Source organism: Streptomyces sp. NPDC093984 (assembly GCF_044764595.1).
GTDB lineage: Bacteria > Actinomycetota > Actinomycetes > Streptomycetales > Streptomycetaceae > Streptomyces > Streptomyces cynarae.
In genome coordinates this window covers 794,794-813,605 of sequence record NZ_JBIWIM010000001.1, presented here as the reverse complement: position 1 = coordinate 813,605, position 18,812 = coordinate 794,794, and the positions used below count along the sequence as shown (strand labels likewise).

The following is an 18,812-nucleotide window of genomic DNA, read 5'->3' as shown; positions in this document are numbered from 1 at the left end:
CCCAAGGAACCTCCGAACAAGGAGAAGGGCAGCTGAACAACGCGGAGGGGTCAGCCGTACTACACGGCATACCCCGGAAGGGGACCAGACGCACCGTGCACCTGGAGGGTCGTCCGTTGTTCAGCATCACCGTCCGCGATCACCTGATGATCGCCCACAGCTTCCGCGGCGAGGTCTTCGGGCCCGCGCAGCGCCTGCACGGAGCGACGTTCCTCGTGGACGCCACCTTCCGCCGCGCCGAGCTGGACGACGACAACATCGTCGTCGACATCGGACTGGCCACGCAGGAGCTGGGCGCGGTGGTGAGCGAGCTCAACTACCGCAACCTCGACAACGAGCCGGACTTCGCGAACATAAACACCTCGACGGAGTTCCTGGCCAAGGTGATCGCCGACCGCCTCGCCGAACGGATCCACAAGGGCGCCCTGGGCGAGAACGCCCGCGGCATCGCCGGCATCACCGTCACGCTGCACGAGTCGCACATCGCCTGGGCGAGTTACGAGCGTGCCCTGTGACCGACACGACCATCGACCACGCGTCCGTGAATATTGCCGGGCAGCCGGCCCAGCCCCGTCTCGGCTATGTGCCCGTGCAGAACACGGCCCTCAGGAACGCCGACATCATCCCCATGTCCCTGCGCACCGTGCACTTCGTGATGCCGGGCGGCGTCGACGACCCGGCCACCCCCAGTGGCGGCAACGCCTTCGACCGCCGGGTCTGCCTGGACCTGCCAGGCTTCGGCTGGCAGGTGGAAAGGCACCTGGTGGAGGGCTCCTGGCCCCGGCCCGGCGCGCAGGCGAGGGCCGAACTCGCCCGTACGCTGCGGGACCTGCCGGACGGCACGGTCGTCCTGCTGGACGGCCTGGTCGCCTGCGGCGTCCCCGAGATCGTCGTGCCCGAGGCCGGACGTCTGTGCCTCGCCGTCCTGGTGCACCTGCCGCTCGGCGACGAGACCGGTCTCGACCCCGAGACCGCGGCCGAACTGGACGCCAAGGAGCGCGCCACCCTGCGGGCCGTGCCCGCCGTGATCGCCACCAGCGACTGGGCGGTGCGCCGGCTCGTCTCCCACCACGGTCTCGCCCCCGAGCGGGTCCATGTCGCCGCGCCCGGCGCCGACATCGCGCCCCTGGCCCCCGGCACCGACGGCGTCTCCCGGCTGCTGTGCGTCGCCGCCGTGACCCCCCGCAAGGGGCAGCACCGGCTCATCGAGGCCCTCGCCACGGTCAAGGACCTGCCGTGGACCTGCGAGTGCGTGGGCGGGCTCGGCCACGACCCGGAGTACGTCGAGCGGCTGCGCGCCCTCATCGACGGACACGGCCTGGCCGACCGGCTGCACCTGGCCGGACCGCGGTCCGGTGCCGAACTCGAGGCCAGCTACGCATCCGCCGACCTCATGGTCCTCACCTCGTACGCCGAGACGTACGGCATGGCCGTCACCGAGGCCCTGGCGCGCGGCATCCCGGTCCTCGCCACCGATGTCGGCGGCCTGCCCGAGGCGGTGGGGCGCGCGCCGGACGGCGGGGTGCCCGGCATCCTCGTCCCGCCGGAGGACCCCGCCGCGATCGCCGCCGAGCTGCGCGGCTGGTTCGGCGAGGCGGACGTGCGGCGCCGGCTCAAGGCCTCCGCGCGCGGCCGCCGGGCGGCACTGGACGGTTGGGCGACCACGGCACGCAGCCTGGCGGGTGTGCTGGGCCGGCTGCACGACCCTCGGAGGGCGGCATGAGCACGGGTACGACATCGGAGGCGGGGTCCGACACGTCCACGGAACCGGAGCCCGGGGTGCCCCCCGCGATCCCCGCGCCCGGCGGCGGCGAGACCGAGGTGCCGCGATACGCCCCGCAGTGGCTGAGGCTGCGGGAGCCCGCCGACGCGGAGGCGCGGGCGCACGAACTGCTCGACCCGCTGCGGATCCGCCTAGCGAACCGGCCCCGGCACGGTACCGAGCTGATCGTGCACGACCTGGGCTGCGGCACCGGTTCCATGGGCCGCTGGCTCGCCCCGCTGCTCGACGGCCCCCAGCACTGGGTGCTGCACGACCGGGACCCCTACCTGCTGCACTTCGCCTCGGTGGGGGCGCCCCGCGCGGCGGGCGACGGCAGCCGGGTGACCGTCACCACCCAGCGCGGCGACATCGGACGGCTCACCGCGGACGCGCTGGCCGGGGCGTCGCTGGTGACCGCGTCCGCGCTGCTGGACGTGCTCACCGCCGAGGAGATCGACACGCTCGCCCGGGCCTGCGTGGGCGCGGGCTGCCCGGCGCTGCTCACGCTGTCCGTCGTCGGCCGTGTGGAACTGACGCCCGAGCACCCCCTGGACCGGGAGATCGGCGAGGCGTTCAACGCCCACCAGCGGCGCGGTGACCTCCTCGGCCCCGACGCGGTGGGCGCGGCCTGTGAGGCCTTCGACCGGCTCGGCGCGAGCGTACGGGTCCATCCGAGCCCCTGGCGACTGGGCGCCGGGCAGCGGGAGTTGACGCAGGAGTGGCTGCACGGCTGGGTCGGTGCGGCCGTGGAGCAGCGCCCTGACCTCGCGCCCCGCGCAGAGACGTATCTGCGGGACCGCCTGGCCGTCTGCGCCGCGGGCGACCTGCGCGTGACGGTCCACCACAGCGACGTACTGGTCCTGCCCCGCCCGACGGGAGGCGCGTGATGACGACGCGGACGGCGGCCTTGGCGTCGGCGGCGGAGGAGGTGCGCGTGCCCGTGACGGAAACCGTCCCCGTGGCGGCCGCCGCCCGCACCGGGGCGCCCCCGCGCGGCCGGGTCCTGCGCGCCCTGCGCACCCACTTCGGGACCGTCGCCGGGGCGCTCATCCTCGGGGTGCTGCTGTGGCGGCTCGGGACCGGGGTGCTGCTCGACGGGCTGCGGCGGATCGATGTGCCGACCCTTCTGGCCGGGCTCGGGATCGGCGCGGTGACCACCGTGTTCAGCGCCTGGCGCTGGTGCCGGGTCGCCCACGCGCTCGGCATGAGGCTGCCGTTCGGCGCCGCCGTCGCCGACTACTACCGCGCCCTGTTCCTCAACGCGGCACTCCCCGGCGGCGTCCTCGGCGACGTGCACCGCGCGGTGCGGCACGGGCAGAGCGCCGGTGACGTCGGCCGCGGCGTCCGCGCCGTGGTCCTGGAACGCACCGCCGGCCAGGTCGCCCTGGTCGCGGTGGGCGTACCGGTCCTGCTCACGCTGCCCTCGCCGGTGCTCACCCAGGCCCGCCATCTGGCCGGCCTGACGGCGCTCGCCACGCTCGGTGCGTTCGCCATCGTCGTGGCCGTCCGCATGGGCCGCACCCCCCGCCCCTCCCGTCGGCGCCGGGCTCTCGGCGCCGCGCTCGCCGAGGCGCGTACCGCCCTGCTGGCGCGCGGGAGTTGGCCCTCCGTCCTGCTGTCGTCCGTGGTCGTGCTCGCCGGGCACCTGCTGATGTTCCTGGTGGCCGCGCGGGTCGCCGGATCGCACGCCTCCCCGGTCACGCTGCTGCCCCTGGCCCTGCTCGCGCTCATCGCGATGGGCCTGCCGCTGAACATCGGCGGCTTCGGCCCCCGGGAGGGTGTCACCGCCTGGGCCTTCGGCGCGGCGGGCCTGGGCGCGGACACCGGGCTGGGCGTCGCGGTCGTCTACGGCGTCCTCAGCTTCGTGGCGAGCCTGCCCGGCCTGCTCGTCCTCCTCGCCCGCTGGTACACGGGTCTGCGGCACCCGCGCACCGCGACGGAGAACGCCGCCGAGGAGGACCAGGCCCCCGTGGCACCCTCCCGGCCCCCCGTACCGGGCGCGGAGCGTACCCCCCACGCGCTCCGCGCCCCCCGTCCGCACATCCGCCGCACCCGCTCGGCCCCGGCGGCCTTTCTGACGCGGGGTCACCGGCGATGTGTCGCACCGTCCTCGTCGCCGTCCGACCCGACCAGGGAGAAATACGGCTCGAAGGACTCCGCGAGCGTCGCGAGCAACTGCTTCCCCTTGTCCGCGGAAGCCAGCGAAGGACGCCCGATGACACCGGACTCCGTATAGGCCGACATACCGAGGGTGAGCAGATGCCGTCGGTCGTCGGCGATGAAATCCGTGGTCTCGTGACCAGGCCTGACCAATTCGGGATGACAGTGCAGAAGAATGGAGGTCTCGATTTCCCCGGCATGCATGTCGCTGAGCAGCGAGGTGCGCACCCCGGCCCGTTCCCGGGCAGCCTCCCAGTCCTCCGGGGCCGGGAAAAGCGCCATCCGCACCCCGCTGCCCGAGGAATCCCGGACGGCATTGCCCTCCTGGACGACATTGCCGAGGACGTAATTACCGCCGTGACCGTTGACCAGGACCAGGGCCTGAACGCCCGAGCGTTCGAGCGACGCGGCGATGTCCCGTACCACCGCATGGAGAGTGACGGAGGAGATGCTCACCGTTCCCGGCCACGCCGCGTGCTCGTGCGAGCAGGAGATCGTCACCGGAGGAAGGAGGTGAACCGGATACGCGGCGGCCAGCTCGCGGGCGATCGCGCAGGCGACCAGCGTGTCGGTCGCCAACGGAAGGTACGGACCGTGCTGTTCGAAACTGCCCACGGGAAGGACGGCCACCTGACGGTGCGGGCCCTGAGCCCGCTCCCGCACGTCCCGCGAGGTGTCCGACGGCAGCACACCCGCGGTGTGGCCCCCGGCAGTGTCCGCAGTTCCCGAACCGCTCATCACTTCACGGCCTTTCGTCTCGTACCGCCTGCGCTTACCAGATAGGAATCAGATCATGACAGACATTGACGGCGTGCTCGGCGGGAATGCCCCCTCGGGAGTCACCCGGATCGCGAACGTGCCCACCGGGATCACCCGAGTCGTGAATGCGCCCCTGCCCACCAAGTACGGTGATTTCCAGGCCGTCGGCTACCTCGACCACGACCGCGGCGACGAACAAGTGGCGCTGGTCTACGGCGACATCGAGGAAGAGGGCATGCTCGTCCGCCTGCATTCCGAGTGCCTGACCGGGGACGCCTTCGGGTCCACGCACTGCGAGTGCGGGCCCCAGCTCTCCACCGCTCTCAGGCAGGTCGTGGCCGAGGGCCGCGGCATCGTCGTCTACCTGCGCGGCCACGAGGGCCGCGGCATCGGCCTGCTGGCCAAACTGCGCGCGATGAAGCTCCAGTCGGAGGGCCTGGACACCGTCGAGGCCAACCTGGCCCTCGGTCTGCCGGTGGACGCCCGCGACTACCGGGTCGCGGCGGAGATCCTGCACGACCTCGGCGTACGGTCGGTGCGCCTGCTCTCCAACAACCCGCGCAAGCGGGAGGCGCTGCTGCGGCACGGCATCAAGGTCGACGAGCAGGTGTCGCTGCTGATACCGCCGTGCGAGAACAACATCACCTACCTGCGCACCAAGCGGGAGCGGCTCGACCACTACCTGCCCCACCTGGACGCCGTGGTGCAGTCCTCGTGAGCGGCCCGCGCGGCGGCCGTCCGGCGCCGGCCGCCGCGCACCCCGCTCCCGTCGGTCCACCGACCGCGGTGGCCACGGCCTCCCGCCGGGACCCGCCGTCGACGAGATCCTGAGGGATGTCCTCCCGGGGCGCGTACCCTTCGTCGACGTCAGCCCCGTGAGCGTCGGACGCTTCGCCGCCGACGCCCCGCGCCCGGAGGTCAACCGCGTATGACCGCGCTCCACCTGTGGCTCCGCCACGAGTCCCGTACCACCGAACGGCGCACACCGATCGTGCCGTCCGACGCCCGGCGCCTGGTCGAGAGCGGCGTGACCGTGACGGTCGAGGACTCGCCGCAGCGGGTGTTCCCGGCCGAGGCGTACGAACAGGTGGGCTGCCGTGTCGCCGAGCCGGGCTCCTGGGTGTCGGCGCCGCCCGAGGCGCTGATCGCCGGTCTGAAGGAACTCCCCGACGAGCCTTCCGCGTTGGTCCACCGTCACCTGTTCTTCGGGCACGCCTACAAGGGGCAGCCGGGCGCCGAGGCCCTGCTGCGCCGGTTCGTCGCCGGCGGTGGCGCCCTGCTGGACCTGGAGTACCTGGCGGACGAGGACGGGCGGCGGCTCGTCGCGTTCGGCTACTGGGCCGGATACCTGGGCGCCGCCCTCGCCCTGCTCCAGCACCAGGGCCGGCTGACCGCGCCGCTGCGGCCGACGTCCAAGGAGGAGCTGGACGAACAACTGCGCGCCGCCTCGGGCGAGGTGCGGGCGCTGGTGATCGGCGCCCTCGGCCGCAGCGGACGCGGCGCCCGGGTCGCGCTCGGCGTCGCGGGCGCCGACCCCACCTGCTGGGATCTGGCCGAGACCCGGAACCTGGACCGTCAGGCCCTGCTCGCCCACGAGCTGATGGTCAACACCGTCCTGACGACCCGCCCCGTCCCGCCCTTCCTCACGGACAAGGACCTCGACGACCCCGGACGCCGGCTGCGCACCCTGTGCGACGTGACGGCCGACGTCGGTTCGCCCCTGAACCTCCTGCCGGTCTACGACACCCCAACCGACTGGGACCACCCGGTACGCCGGCTGCGTGAGCACCCCGTGCTCGACCTCATCGCCATCGACAACCTGCCGTCGCTGCTGCCCCTGGAGGCCAGCACCGACTTCTCGGCCGCGCTCACCCCGCTGCTGCAGGACTTCGAGGTGGGCGGCGCCTGGGGCCGCTGCCGGGAACACTTCGACGCGGCGGTCCGGGCACTCGGCGCCGGGGGAGGGGAGCGGGGCGATGCTTGAGTCCTCGACGTACGGGCCGGCCCCGGGCAGACCCGGCGGGGCCACTACCTGCCGGACTGCCTGCCGGCCCCCGCTGCGGACCTGACGCTTCCCGGCAGGGCCTCGTGCACGAGCTGCTTCAGCTCCGGGTACACCGTGTGCGAGCCGGTGGGCCGCAACTGGGTGAGGAACTGGACCGTCAGGTCGTGCCGCGGGTCCACCCAGAACGTGGTGGTGGCCACCCCGCTCCAGCCGAACGCGCCCCGCACCGCCGGGGACCGGGTGAGTTCCGGGTCGGTGACGACGGAGACGCCCAGGCCGAAACCGAGGCCCGCCTTGCCGGGCTCGCGGTGCACCCGGCTGCCGTACGACCGCAGATCGGCGTCGCCCGGGAGGTGGTTCGAGGTCATCGCGGTGACCGTGTCGGGGGCCAGCAGCCGGGTGCCGTCCAGTTCCCCGCGGCGTCGCAGGAACTCCATGAAGCGGTGGTAGTCGTACGCCGACGCCACCATGCCGCCGCTGCCCGAGAGGAAACGGGGCCGGCCGTGCAGCGGCAGACCCGGAATCGGGGTGATGCCGCCGCTCTCCGTCTCGCCGTACAGTTCCGCGAGGCGCGGCGCCCGGTCCTCGGTGACGTGCAGGCCCGCGTCGTCCATGCCCAGCGGCCCGAAGACCCGCTCGGCGAGGAAGGCGTCCAGGTCCCGGCCCGAGACGACCTCTATGAGCCGGCCGAGGACGTTGGTCGCCACCGAGTAGTTCCACTGCGTGCCCGGCTCGAACTGCAGCGGCAGCCGTGCGTACACCTCGCAGGTCTGGGCGAGGTCCGTGCCGGGCACCACGGACGAGTCGATGCCCGCCTCCCGGTACAGCGCGTCCACGGGATGCGTGTGGTAGAAGCCGAACGTCAGGCCGGCGGTGTGCGTGAGCAGATGGCGGACCAGGATGGGCCGCTGTGCGGGGCGGGTCCGGACGGCCGGGCCGGTGCCGTCGACGTACACCCGCGGCTCGGCGAACGCCGGCAGGAAGTCGGCGACGGGCGTGTCCAGCCCGAAGCGGCCCTCCTCCATCAGGATCAGCGCGGCGACGGACGTGACCGGCTTGGTCATCGAGTACATCCGCCACAAGGTGTCGGTCTCCACCGCGAGCCGCTCGGCGACGTCCCGGTGTCCGTACGTGGTGAGGTGGGCTATGCGGCCGTGCCGGGAGAGGGCCACCAGGTAGCCGGGCAGCCGGCCGTCGTCCACCTGGTGTGCGAAGTGCTGGTCGAGGCGGGCCAGCGCCTTCGGGTCGAGGCCGACCTCCTCCGGCTCGACCTCCTGCCGCAGGTGTCCCATCGTTCTCCTCCGGTCTCTCCCGGTGCGGTCCCGGGCTTCCGGGTCCAACCTTTCATGCTCCGCCACGGAACCGGGGCCGGTCCCTCCTTGGCGGAGCGGTCCGCCCCGGGGTGGGGCCGAGCACCCTCCTGCAGCAGGTAACTGCTCCTTACCCAGCCGATGCCGGGTGCCACCCCGATCGCCGCGCTGCCCCGGCGCAGAGGGTGTCCACCAGACGTGCGCAGACAGTGCCCAGTCGGGAATGTGCGGCTCGACCCCGGGAGTTGACCCGGGTATGACTCAGGACGGGACACAGAACGCGCTGCTCGCGCTGCTCTCCGAAGGGCACGGTGGGGTGCTGGTCACCCTCAAGCGGGACGGCCGGCCCCAGCTGTCGAATGTCAGCCACGCCTATGACCCCGGCGAGCGGATCATCCGGGTCTCGATCACCGACGACCGCGCCAAGACCCGCAATCTGCGCCGGGACCCCAGGGCCACCTACCACGTCACCGGCGCCGACCGGCGGGCCTACACGGTCGTCGAGGGCACCGCCGAGCTCTCACCCGTCGCGAAGGACCCGTACGACGCGACGGTCGAGGAGCTCATCCGGCTCTACCGCGACGTCCTGGGTGAGCACCCCGACTGGGACGAGTACCGCGCCGCCATGGTCCGCGACCGCCGCCTGGTGCTGCGCCTGCACGTCGAGCGCGCGTACGGCATCCCCAAGGGGGCGAACCTGGGTTAGGGAAACCTGCCAGGACAACACGCCCTAGCCGTGGAGGCCGTCCCGCGTCCGTGACTCGATCGCGCGTAGGACGGCCACCATGTCCTCGTGGCCGTGGCCCAGCGTCACCGTCTCCTCGAACAGGGCGTGGCAGACGTCGAGCAGCGGGGAGGCGACCCCCGCCTTGCGGGCGGCCTCGGCGATCAGCCGGTTGTTCTTCAGGACGTCGTGGGCCGCCGCCTGCACCGTGAAGTCGCGGGCGTACAGCTTCGGCGCCTTCATACGGGACACCCCGCTGGCCATCGGGCCCGCGTCCAGGACGTCCAGGAAGAGCCGCCGGTCCAGGCCGTGCCGGTCCGCGAAGTGGTACGCCTCCGACAGCCCGGTCACCAGCGTGATCAGGAACAGGTTGACCGAGAGCTTCATCAGCAGGGCGTTCGGCGCGGCACCGCAGACGAACGTCTCCCGGCACAGGGGTGCCAGCAGCGGCCGTACGACCTCCACGGCCGGCTCGTCCCCGGCCAGCATCGCCACCAGCTGCCCGTTCTCCGCGGGCACCCGCGACCCGGAGACCGGTGCCTCGACATAGCGCCCGCCCGCCGCGCGCACATCGGCCTCGAGGGTGCGCGAGTATCCGGGCGACGTCGTGCCCATGTGGACCACGACGCGTCCGGCGACGCGGGTCGCGAAGTCCGGGGTGCCGCGGCCCAGGGTGGCGTCGATCGCGAGGTCGTCGGCCAGCATGAGGATCACGACGTCCGTCCGCGCGAACACCTCGGCGGGACCCGCCGCCACCTCGGCGCCCGCCGCGCGCAGCGGCCCGGTGCGGGCGGCCGTGCGGTTCCAGACCAGGAGCGGGGTGCCGGCCCGGGCCAGCCGGAGAGCCATCGGCTGCCCCATGACCCCGAGACCGATGAAGCCGACGTCCATGGGGACCGCCCTCCCTGCGAGGCGTCGTCATGGGTTATGACAACCGTCATAGTAGCGGGCCTTATGACACCGGTCATAGGGTGGGTGGCGAAGTGTCGAGACGGAGGTCACGATGGCGGTGTCCGAGCGCGGGCCACGCGAGCGGATGGTCTTCAGCGCGGCCCAGCTGATCCGGCGCGACGGCGTCACCGCGACCGGTATGCGCGACGTCGCCGCGCACGCGCGGGCACCGCGCGGCTCGCTCCAGCACTACTTCCCCGGCGGCAAGGAACAGCTGGTCAACGAGGCGGTGGAGTGGGCCGGCCGGTACGCCGCCAAGCGGATCGCCCGCTTCCTTGCGTCGATGGCGGAGCCGACACCGAGCGGGCTGTTCGCCGAGATGGTCCGGCAGTGGACGGACGAATACGCCAGAACCGGCTTCGAGGGCGGCTGCCCGGTGGCCGCGGCGGCCGTGGACTGCGCACAGTCCACCGACTCCACGCGCGCGGCGGCCGCGGCGGCGTTCGCCCACTGGACGCGCCCGGTCGCCGAGGCGCTGACGGACATGGGAGTCCCGGCGGCCCGGGCGGAACCACTCGCGACGCTCATGATCAGCGCCCTGGAGGGCGCCCTGCTGATCGCCCGCGCCGAACGGGACGACCGGGCCCTGACGACCGTGGTGCGGGAACTCGGACCGCTGCTCGACGCGAGCATCGAAAGCGGCACCCCTGGGCAGGCCTAGGCGGTCCCGGGGCCCCGCTGTACGAGCATCATGGCCATGTCGTCGTTGAGCAGGCCGCCCGCGTACGCCCGGAGGTCGGTGGTGATCTCCTTCAGGAGCGGGCCGGGGGCCTGGTCGGCCCACCGCACGACGCGTTCGGCAAGCGGGTAGAACGTGCCCTCGCGGTCGCGGGTCTCGGTGACGCCGTCGGTGTAGAGGAGGATCCTGTCCCCCTCGTGGAAGGGGAAGGTCGCCGCCGTGTACGTGCCGTCGGACATGGCGCCGAGGCCGAGCGGCGGGGCGGGTTCGGTCACATGGAGCGCGGTGGCGATCCCGGTCGCCCGGCGCAGCAGCAGCGGCGGCGGATGCCCGCAGCTGATCATGTGGACCACCGGCTCGTCGTCCGGGATGTCGAGCATCACGGCGGTCACGAAGCGTTCGGCGGCGTCGGGCTCGCATTCCGAGAATTCCGCGAGGCCCCAGCGGACGGCGTCCTCGACGTAGGCGACCAGTTCCGTCAGCGGGATCCGCCGGTGGGCCGCGGCGCGGAAGGCGCCCAGCACGGTCGCCGTGTCGCTGATGGACGCGAGGCCCTTGCCGCGGACATCTCCCATGATCAGGCGGGTGGAGTCGGTGGTGCGGGCCGCGGCGTACAGGTCGCCGCCGATGTAGGTGTCGGCCTCGGCACTGTGGTACTCCGCGGCGAGGGAGACCGGCCCGGTCCGCTCCGGGAGCGGGCGCAGGACGACGCGCTGAGCGGTGTCCGAGACCGTGCGCGCTCTGACGAGTTCCCGATGGTGCCGGTCCCGCAGGTGGGTGAAGGCGACCAGGAGGACGGAGAGCACGGCGAGTGAAGCGAGTTCGACCAGCACACTCTCGGTGAGCAGGGTCCGCCGCTCGGCCCCTGCGGCGATCAGCGCGAGTACCGCGAGGGCACCGATCAGTGCCGTGGGTCGCGGACCGGCACCGATGGCGGTGACCGCGGTGGCGACGACCAGGAGATGGGCGAGGTGGATGTCAGGCGGCAGGAACGCGTCGGCCACCGGGATGGAGATGATCAAGGCCAGGGGGATGACCAGGAAGAGCGGGTGCGGCGCTGCCCGGCGCCAGACCTGGCGGATCCTGGTCGCGGACGTAGTGATGGTCGAAGCGCTCATTCCTGCTCCGGACGGTGGCGGCCGGGTGGGGGGTGACGGCCACGGTGGGGGAAAGCCGCGGTCGGGGGACCAGGGTGCCGCCGACACCACGTCCCTCAGCGGAGTCAACAGATCGGTGCTGCGCTCTATGCCGCGACGGGTGAGCAGGGCGTGTGCCACTCACCGACGGCGACTCACAGACACCCGAGTACCTGATACGTCGCGCGGGTCGTGGCGGCGATCTGCGACCAGGTGCGGTCACGGGCGACGAAGGCCCGTGCGGCGGCTCCCCGGTCGCGGCGCGTTCCCGGACTGCGCAGCAGCACCTCGAGCGCGTCCGCCCAGACGCGAGAGGATCCCGGCACCACCAGTTGCCCGTTCACGCCGGACTCGACCAGTTCCCTGATCGCGGGGAGATCACTGGCCGCCACGGGAAGACCGCTCGCCATCGCCTCGACCAGCGCCGGCGGGGCCACCGGACGGCCGCCGGGCTCGTCGGTGCGGGGCGCCGCGAACACGTCCAGCACGGCGTGGTGGGCGCGCACCCGGTCGTGCGGCACCCGGCCGGTGAACAGCGCCGTGCCGTCGTCCAGTCCCAGCCGGGCGGCCAGCGTCCGCAGCGACCGGCGCTCGGGGCCGTCGCCCACCAGCAGCAGCCGCAGCGGGACGCCCCGGCGACGCAGTTCGGCACCGGCTTCCAGCAGGGTGGCGAGGCCGCCGCGGCGAGTGAGGCCGCCGACCGTCCCGACGACGTGTTCGTCCGCTCCGATGCCGAGCCGGGCGCGCAGGGCGCTGCCGTCGGGCAGGGGCTGGAGGAAGACGGGATCGACGGCGTCCGGCGCGACGCGCACCCGCTCCTCGGGCACCCCGCGCGCGACGATCTCGGCCTTCACCGCCTCGCTCGGCGCCAGCACCGCGTCGGCCTCGCGCAGGCAGTACGTCTCCGACGCACGCAGGGCGACGTACGGATCGTCGTCGCCCGAACGCCCCGGGGTCCGCTCCGGCCCGTGCTGCGCCGGGAAGGCGCGCAGCTCGTAGACCACGGGCAGCCCGTACGTCTCGCGCAGGGCGAGCGCCACCTGGCCGTTGCCGTGGTCGCTCGCCGCGTGCAGCACCGAGGGCCGCAGCCGTTCGACGAGCCGCGCGGTCAGCTCGGCGTCGCGCGCGAGCAGCGGCCCGCCGCCGTGGGGCAGCCACCGGGGCAGGAGCCGGTGCTGGGGCACTCCACCGAGCAGATCCAGCGACCGCGCGTCGAACACGCCATGGGTGACCGGGAATCCGAGCCGCGTCACCACGTGCGGATCGAGCCCCGCCTCCGACTGCGCCCGGGCGAGGGCCTGGGTGCGCAGGGTGTAGTCCGTGCGCTGGTGCGGCAGCCCGCTGGTGACCAGGTGCAGCACACGCCCGGGCACGGGCCGGACCGGGCGCCCGGCGGGCGCCGGTACGGGTGCCGCGGGCGGCTGGAACGGGCGGGCCCGTGTCGCGAGGACGGACGCGGCCAGCGTGAGGGCACGCACGGAACGACGGGACGGACGACGGGACATGCCGCCAGGCTAGGTGTATTGACCCGCAGGGTGTGCGGCCCGGGCCGGGGCGGGCGCGGGGGTGCGGTGGCTGCGCGGGCTGTCGCCGCGGGAACGGCGAGGGTGGTGCGTCCGAGTCCCCGAACCGCCGGCGCGGTCGGGGACTCGGATGAGAGGGGCTCAGGCCGTGACCGTCTCCCGGCTCGCCGCATCGCCCGCCGGGCGCTCGCCGAGCCGTTCCGTCGGCACCTTGTGCGTCTCGCGGGCGGTGAGCGCGGCGACGACCGGCGGGACGCACAGGGCCGCGGTGAACAGGGCCACCGACGACCAGTCGGTGCCGTCCGGCCCGGCGATCTCGGCGGCGAACGTCACCGCGAACCCGGCGACCGCGAAGCCGATCTGCGTGCCGATCGCCATGCCCGACATCCGGACCCGGGTGGAGAACATCTCACCGTAGAAGGAGGGCCACACGCCGTTCGCGGCGCTGTAGACGACACCGAAGGCGACGATCCCCGTCAGCAGGATCAGCGGGTAGGAGCCGCTGGAGATCGCCCACAGGTACAGGAACATCGTCACCGCGCTGCCCACGGCACCGATGAGGTACACCGGGCGGCGGCCGATGCGGTCGGACAGTGCCGCCCACAGCGGGATCGCGGCGAGCGCGACGAGGTTGGCGAGCGCGCCCACCCACAGCATGGAGGAGCGGGACACGCCCACCGCGTCGCTCGTCGCGTACGCCAGCGCCCAGACCGTGAAGATGGTGCTCACCGAGGCGATGAGGGCGCCCGCGATCACCCGCAGTACGTCCGCCCAGTGTTCGCGCAGCAGCACCGCCAGCGGCAGCCGGGCCGGTCCCTCGGCGCCGGACTGCCGGGCGAAGGCCGGTGTCTCCGCGAGCCTGCGGCGGATGACGTAGCCGACGACGGCGACCGCGACGCTCAGCCAGAACGGCAGGCGCCAGCCCCAGGACAGCAACTGCCCCTCGGGGAGCGCGGCGACCGGCAGGAAGACGAGCGTGGCGATGAGCTGGCCGCCCTGGGTGCCGCTGAGCGTGAAACTGGTGAAGAACCCGCGCCGGTGCGGGGGCGCGTGCTCCAGGCTCATGGAACTGGCGCTCGCCTGCTCGCCGGCCGCCGAGATTCCCTGCAGGACGCGGCACAGCACCAGCAGGACGGGGGCCAGGGTGCCGACCTCGGCGCGGGTGGGCAGACAGCCGATGAGGAACGTCGACAGGCCCATCAGGACCAGCGTGAACACCATGATCTTCTTACGGCCGACCCGGTCGCCGTAGTGTCCGAGGAACAGCGCGCCGAGGGGACGGGCCGCGTACGCGACACCGAAGGTGGCCAGCGACAGCAGGGTCGCGGTGGCCGGGTCGGAGGCGTCGAAGAAGACCTTCGGGAAGATCAGCGCGGCCGCGCTGCCGTAGAGGAAGAAGTCGTAGTACTCCAGGGCGCTGCCGATCCAGGCGGCCGTCGCGGCCTTCCTCGGCTGGCCGGGCGGGGCGGCGGCGTCGTCGGGCGGGGCGGGGACGGACACGACGGGCTCCTTCGGGGGACTCCACCGTTGAGGAACGTGCGGAGTGAGCGGATGGGGGAGAGGCGCCGGATTCGGCTAATTAACCCACTGGGTAGTTAGTAGCGGTGGGTGGGATGTTGCGCCCGCGTTTCCCCGGTGTCAAGAGGTCGTGCCCGGACCTCCGGTGCGGCGGTCAGTCCTCCGTGCGGTCCGCCGTCAGGTACGCGATCACCATGTCCCCGAGCATCCGGCGGTAGTGTTCGCGCTGGTCGGCGGCGACCAGGTCCCGGCCGAAGAGGGCACCGAAGGTGTGCCGGTTGGCGACCCGGAAGAAGCAGAACGAGCTGATCAGGGCGTGCAGGTCGACGGCGTCGACGTCGGCCGTGAACAGCCCGGACTTCCGGCCCGCCGCGAGGATGCGGCCGGTCACCTCCAGGGCCGGCGAGCCGATCGCGCCCAGCTCCTCGGAGGCGGCGATGTGCTCGGCGTCGTGGATGTTCTCGATGCTGACCAGGCGGATGAAGTCGGGGTGCTGCTCGTGGTGGTCGAAGGTGACCTCGGCGAGCCGGCGGATGGCCGCGACCGGGTCCAGGTGCTCGACGTCCAGCTCCTGTTCGGCCTGGCGGATCACCCCGTACGCCCGCTCCAGGACGGCCGTGAACAGCTGCTCCTTGCCGCCGAAGTAGTAGTAGATCATCCGCTTGGTGGTACGGGTGCGGGCGGCGATCTCGTCGACCCGGGCCCCGTCGTACCCGGCGCGGGCGAACTCCTGGGTGGCCACGTCGAGGATCTCGGCCTTCGTGCGGGCGGCGTCGCGGATGCGGCCGTTCGGTCGTGCCGGTTCGTCGACGCTGGTCATGGGGTTCCTTGGGACGAGGGAAGGGCTGTCTGACTCGTTCGCGTGCCGCGATTGTAGAAGCCCGGCCGCCTTCCGTTCCCCGGAGGGCTTCCGCCGACCTGGTGGCTACTGCTATGACTAACGTACTAGTTCGTACATTGCTGCCAGGAGGACGCCGGTGCCCCAGGACTCGTATCTCGTCGGTCTCATCGGTTCGGGCATCGGTCCCTCGCTCAGCCCCGCCCTGCACGAGAGGGAGGCCCACCGGCAGGGCCTGCGCTACGTGTACCGGCTGATCGACCTCGACCGTCTCGAAGCCGGTCCGGCAGCCGTGGGCGATCTCGTCCGCGCCGCCCGAGACCTCGGCTTCGACGGGCTCAACATCACCCACCCGTGCAAGCAGCTGGTCATCCCGCACCTCGACGCGCTCGTCCCGCAGGCCGAGGCACTCGGCGCGGTGAACACCGTCGTCCTCGAGGACGGCCGGGCCGTCGGCCACAACACGGACGTCACCGGCTTCGCCGCCTCCTTCGCCCGCGGTCTGCCCGACGCCCCGCTGGACCGCGTGGTGCAGCTCGGCGCGGGCGGCGCGGGCGCGGCCGTCGCGCACGCCCTGCTGACGCTCGGCGCCGGTCACGTCACCGTCGTCGACGCCCTGCCCGAGCGCGCCGCGGACCTCGCCGCCTCCCTGGGCCGGCACTTCGGCGCCGAGCGCGCGACCGGAGCCGGCCTCGACGCGCTGCCGGCGGTCCTGACGGGCGCCGACGGCCTCGTGCACGCGACTCCCACCGGCATGGCAGCCCATCCCGGGCTGCCGCTCCCGGCCCGGCTGCTGCATCCCGGGCTGTGGGTCGCCGAGGTGGTCTACCGCCCGCTGGAGACCGAACTGCTGCGCACAGCCCGCGCGCTCGGCTGCGCCACGCTCGACGGCGGCGGCATGGCCGTCTTCCAGGCCGCCGACGCGTTCCGCCTGTTCACCGGGCGGGAACCGGACAGCACGCGCATGCTCACGGACATCACCGAACTGGCCGGGGCCACGGCCGCCCGTCAGTAGGGAAGGACCCCTGGTGCGTACCTCCATCGCCACCGTCTCCATCGGCGGATCCCTCACCGAGAAGCTCACCGCCGCGGCCCGGGCCGGGTTCGACGGGATCGAGATCTTCGAGAACGACCTGCTCGCCAGCCCGCTGACCCCCGAGGAGATCCGGGCCCGCTGCGCCGACCTCGGCCTGAGCATCGACCTCTACCAGCCCATGCGGGACATCGAGGCCGTGCCGGCGGAGGAGTTCGAGCGCAATCTGCGCCGGGCCCGGCGCAAGTTCGAGCTGATGAACCGGCTCGGCGCGGACACGGTCCTTGTCTGCTCCAGCGTCTGCCCGCACGCCGAGGACGACGACGCGCTCGCCGCCTGGCATCTGCGCCGACTCGCCGACGTCGCCCAGGAGTTCGGGATCCGCGTCGCCTACGAGGCACTGGCCTGGGGCCGGCACGTGAGCACCTACGACCACGCGTGGCGCGTCGTCGAGGCCGCGGACCACCCGGCGCTCGGCGTCTGCCTGGACAGCTTCCACATCCTCGCCCGGGGCAGTGACCCGAAGGGCATCGAGGACATCCCCGGCGAGAAGATCTTCTTCCTGCAACTGGCCGACGCCCCGCTGATGGCGATGGACGTCCTGCAGTGGAGCCGCCACTACCGCTGCTTCCCCGGCCAGGGCGGCTTCGACCTCGCCGGGCTCCTCGCCCATGTGATGCGCGCCGGCTACACCGGCCCGCTGTCCCTGGAGGTCTTCAACGACGTCTTCCGCCAGGCCGAGGCCGCCCCCACCGCCGTGGACGCCCGCCGCTCGCTGCTCGTCCTCCAGGAGGCGACCGGACTCGCGGCCCCGCCCCCGCCCGTGGTGCCGACCGGTGTCGCCTTCGCGGAACTCGTCACCCCGGACGTCGACCCGGTCTCCGCGGTCCTCGGCGCGCTCGGTTTCGCCCGCACGGCCCGGCACCGGACGAAACCCGTGGACCTGTGGGAGCAGGGCGCCGCCCGCGTCCTCGTCAACACCGGCCCGGCCGCACGCCGCGACGGCACCGCCCTTGCCGCCGTCGGTCTGGAGTCCCCGGACCCGGAAGGAGCCGCCCGGCGCGCCGAGGCGCTGCTCGCCCCGGTCCTGCCACGCCGCCGCGCCCCGCAGGACGCGCCGCTGGAGGCGGTGTCCGCGCCCGACGGCACGGAGCTGTTCTTCTGCGCCACCGGACGATCCCGACTCCCCGACTGGCGCGGGGACTTCGAGGACGTTCCGCACAAGGCGCCGGCCTCCGGCATCGACCGCGTCGACCATCTCGCCCTCACCCAGCCCTGGCACCAGTTCGACGAGGCGGCCCTCTTCCACCGCAGCGTGCTCGGGCTGCACGCCCAGGAAAGCGTCGACGTCGCCGACCCCTACGGACTGCACCGCAGCCGCGCGGTCACCAACGCCGACGGCAGTGTGCGCATCGCCCTGAGCATCGGGCCCGCCCCGACCGACGACGGCGCCCGAGCCCAGCACATCGCGCTCGGCACCGAGGACGTGGTCGCGGCGGCCCGCCGCTTCCGCGAGGCGGGCGGCCGGCTGCTCGAGGTGCCCGCGAACTACTACGACGACCTGGCCGCCCAGTACGAGTTCGCCGACGGGGAGCTGGAGACGTACCGCGACCTCGGCATCCTCTACGACCGCGACGCAGAGGGCACCTTCCTGCACTGCTACACGCACACCGTGGGCCGCGTCTTCTTCGAACTGGTCCAGCGGGACGGCGGCTACCGGGGATACGGCGCCCGGAACGCACCGGTGCGGCTGGCGGCGCAGCACGCGAGCCGGCCGGTGCGTTGACAGGTCGTGCTGACTAGAACGGACCGGGAGTCGCGGACGCCCCGGTCGTGTTCCACTCCGCGATCACGGGCCGCCCGTGCTCGGTGGAGAGCCGGCTGAGCGTGCCCGTGGCGAGCTGGAACAGCCGTCCCTCGGCGGCCGAGAGGCCGAGGTGCCGCGCGGTGAGGACGCGCAGGAAGTGGGCGTGGGCCACGAGGATCACGTCGCCCTCGGCGAGGCCGGGCGCGATGCGGGCCAGTACCCGGTCCGCACGTGCGCCGACCTCCTCCGGCGACTCACCGGGGTGACCGGGCGGGCCCTGCGGGACGCCGTCGGTCCACAGGTACCAGTCGGGGCGGGTGCGGTGGATCTCGACGGTGGTGATGCCCTCGTAGGCACCGTAGTCCCACTCGTGCAGATCCGGGTCGGGGACGGCGCCGGAGAGTCCGGCGAGTTCGGCGGTGCGTATCGCGCGGCCGAGGGGGCTGGTGAGGATGCGCGCGAAGGTGCGTCCGGCGAGCAGCGGGGCGAGGGACTTGGCCTGTTCCTCGCCCCGCTGCGTGAGCGGGAGGTCGGTGAAGCTGGTGTGCTGCCCCGAGACGCTCCACTCGGTTTCGCCGTGGCGGACCAGCAGGAGGTCGCCCACGGC

The 18,812-nt window shown here is 73.1% G+C and carries 17 protein-coding genes and 2 pseudogenes; 11 read left to right on the top strand and 8 right to left on the bottom strand.

Translation table 11 applies throughout. The features are described from left to right. Positions 1 to 116: 116 nt before the first annotated feature. From ACIRC0_RS03795 to ACIRC0_RS03780, 4 genes and pseudogenes are all read left to right on the top strand, one after another. Complete coding sequence (locus ACIRC0_RS03795) at positions 117 to 515, top strand: 6-carboxytetrahydropterin synthase (RefSeq protein WP_200420487.1); 399 nt, start codon at positions 117 to 119, stop codon at positions 513 to 515. After that, positions 512 to 1,723, top strand: a complete 1,212-nt coding sequence (locus ACIRC0_RS03790; protein WP_403610765.1) for a glycosyltransferase family 4 protein — start codon at positions 512 to 514, stop codon at positions 1,721 to 1,723. The genes ACIRC0_RS03795 and ACIRC0_RS03790 overlap by 4 nt, the downstream gene beginning before the upstream one ends. Continuing rightward, on the top strand, positions 1,720 to 2,649 hold the full coding sequence (locus tag ACIRC0_RS03785; protein WP_403610762.1) for a class I SAM-dependent methyltransferase: 930 nt from the start codon (positions 1,720 to 1,722) through the stop codon (positions 2,647 to 2,649). The genes ACIRC0_RS03790 and ACIRC0_RS03785 overlap by 4 nt, the downstream gene beginning before the upstream one ends. Next, positions 2,649 to 3,632 (top strand): annotated as a pseudogene (locus ACIRC0_RS03780) (YbhN family protein); the annotation flags it as partial. The gene ACIRC0_RS03785 and the pseudogene ACIRC0_RS03780, both read left to right, overlap by 1 nt. 215 nt (positions 3,633 to 3,847) lie before the next feature. Here ACIRC0_RS03780 and ACIRC0_RS03775 read toward each other — a convergent pair. Next, complete coding sequence (locus tag ACIRC0_RS03775) at positions 3,848 to 4,660, bottom strand: creatininase family protein (protein WP_403610759.1); 813 nt, start codon at positions 4,658 to 4,660, stop codon at positions 3,848 to 3,850. Positions 4,661 to 4,715: 55 nt separating this feature from the next. Here ACIRC0_RS03775 and ribA point away from each other — a divergent pair, with 55 nt between their 5' ends. The 3 genes and pseudogenes from ribA to ACIRC0_RS03760 all read left to right on the top strand — a co-directional run bounded on the left by ribA (position 4,716) and on the right by ACIRC0_RS03760 (position 6,665). Next, positions 4,716 to 5,399 carry a GTP cyclohydrolase II gene (gene ribA, locus ACIRC0_RS03770; RefSeq protein WP_403610756.1) on the top strand — a complete coding sequence of 228 codons (684 nt, stop codon included), beginning with the start codon at positions 4,716 to 4,718 and terminating at the stop codon, positions 5,397 to 5,399. A 64-nt stretch (positions 5,400 to 5,463) separates the two neighbouring features. Then, positions 5,464 to 5,613: pseudogene (locus ACIRC0_RS03765) on the top strand (sarcosine oxidase subunit beta); the annotation flags it as partial. Beyond that, positions 5,610 to 6,665: a saccharopine dehydrogenase gene (locus ACIRC0_RS03760; RefSeq protein ID WP_403610754.1), complete on the top strand. Its 1,056-nt coding sequence runs from the start codon at positions 5,610 to 5,612 to the stop codon at positions 6,663 to 6,665. The pseudogene ACIRC0_RS03765 and the gene ACIRC0_RS03760, both read left to right, overlap by 4 nt. 44 nt (positions 6,666 to 6,709) lie before the next feature. Here ACIRC0_RS03760 and ACIRC0_RS03755 read toward each other — a convergent pair whose 3' ends face one another. Then, positions 6,710 to 7,978: a serine hydrolase domain-containing protein gene (locus ACIRC0_RS03755; RefSeq protein ID WP_403610751.1), complete on the bottom strand. Its 1,269-nt coding sequence runs from the start codon at positions 7,976 to 7,978 to the stop codon at positions 6,710 to 6,712. Between the two features lie 274 nt (positions 7,979 to 8,252). On the opposite strand from ACIRC0_RS03755, the gene ACIRC0_RS03750 reads away from it, so the two are divergent. Next, the gene (locus tag ACIRC0_RS03750; protein ID WP_403610748.1) at positions 8,253 to 8,702 is read left to right on the top strand and encodes a PPOX class F420-dependent oxidoreductase; all 450 of its coding nucleotides are present in this window, start codon (positions 8,253 to 8,255) and stop codon (positions 8,700 to 8,702) included. Positions 8,703 to 8,726: 24 nt separating this feature from the next. Here ACIRC0_RS03750 and ACIRC0_RS03745 read toward each other — a convergent pair whose 3' ends face one another. After that, positions 8,727 to 9,611 (bottom strand): NAD(P)-dependent oxidoreductase, encoded by an 885-nt coding sequence (locus tag ACIRC0_RS03745; RefSeq protein ID WP_403610745.1) that lies wholly within the window; start codon positions 9,609 to 9,611, stop codon positions 8,727 to 8,729. 112 nt (positions 9,612 to 9,723) lie between these two features. Here ACIRC0_RS03745 and ACIRC0_RS03740 point away from each other — a divergent pair, with 112 nt between their 5' ends. After that, entirely contained in the window at positions 9,724 to 10,332 is a 609-nt protein-coding gene (locus tag ACIRC0_RS03740) for a TetR/AcrR family transcriptional regulator (protein ID WP_403610742.1), read from the top strand. On the opposite strand, the gene ACIRC0_RS03735 is transcribed toward ACIRC0_RS03740, so the two are convergent. From ACIRC0_RS03735 to ACIRC0_RS03720, 4 genes are all read right to left on the bottom strand, one after another. Beyond that, on the bottom strand, positions 10,329 to 11,468 hold the full coding sequence (locus ACIRC0_RS03735; protein WP_403610739.1) for a PP2C family protein-serine/threonine phosphatase: 1,140 nt from the start codon (positions 11,466 to 11,468) through the stop codon (positions 10,329 to 10,331). The genes ACIRC0_RS03740 and ACIRC0_RS03735 overlap by 4 nt on opposite strands. Positions 11,469 to 11,641: 173 nt before the next feature. Next, positions 11,642 to 12,991, bottom strand: a complete 1,350-nt coding sequence (locus ACIRC0_RS03730; RefSeq protein ID WP_403610736.1) for a glycosyltransferase — start codon at positions 12,989 to 12,991, stop codon at positions 11,642 to 11,644. 159 nt (positions 12,992 to 13,150) lie between these two features. Then, entirely contained in the window at positions 13,151 to 14,509 is a 1,359-nt protein-coding gene (locus ACIRC0_RS03725; RefSeq protein ID WP_403610733.1) for an MFS transporter, read from the bottom strand. A 172-nt stretch (positions 14,510 to 14,681) separates the two neighbouring features. Beyond that, positions 14,682 to 15,347 (bottom strand): TetR/AcrR family transcriptional regulator, encoded by a 666-nt coding sequence (locus ACIRC0_RS03720; RefSeq protein ID WP_366026166.1) that lies wholly within the window; start codon positions 15,345 to 15,347, stop codon positions 14,682 to 14,684. Between the two features lie 157 nt (positions 15,348 to 15,504). On the opposite strand from ACIRC0_RS03720, the gene ACIRC0_RS03715 reads away from it, so the two are divergent. Together ACIRC0_RS03715 and ACIRC0_RS03710 are read left to right on the top strand one after the other, a co-directional pair. Further along, a complete protein-coding gene (locus ACIRC0_RS03715; RefSeq protein ID WP_403610730.1) occupies positions 15,505 to 16,380 on the top strand; it encodes a shikimate dehydrogenase in 876 nt (291 codons plus the stop codon). Positions 16,381 to 16,393: 13 nt separating this feature from the next. Beyond that, positions 16,394 to 18,184, top strand: coding sequence for a bifunctional sugar phosphate isomerase/epimerase/4-hydroxyphenylpyruvate dioxygenase family protein (locus ACIRC0_RS03710; RefSeq protein ID WP_403610728.1), 1,791 nt, complete (start codon positions 16,394 to 16,396; stop codon positions 18,182 to 18,184). A gap of 13 nt (positions 18,185 to 18,197) precedes the next feature. Here ACIRC0_RS03710 and ACIRC0_RS03705 read toward each other — a convergent pair whose 3' ends face one another. Then, the gene (locus ACIRC0_RS03705) at positions 18,198 to 18,809 is read right to left on the bottom strand and encodes a histidine phosphatase family protein (RefSeq protein WP_403610725.1); all 612 of its coding nucleotides are present in this window, start codon (positions 18,807 to 18,809) and stop codon (positions 18,198 to 18,200) included. Positions 18,810 to 18,812 lie beyond the last annotated feature (3 nt).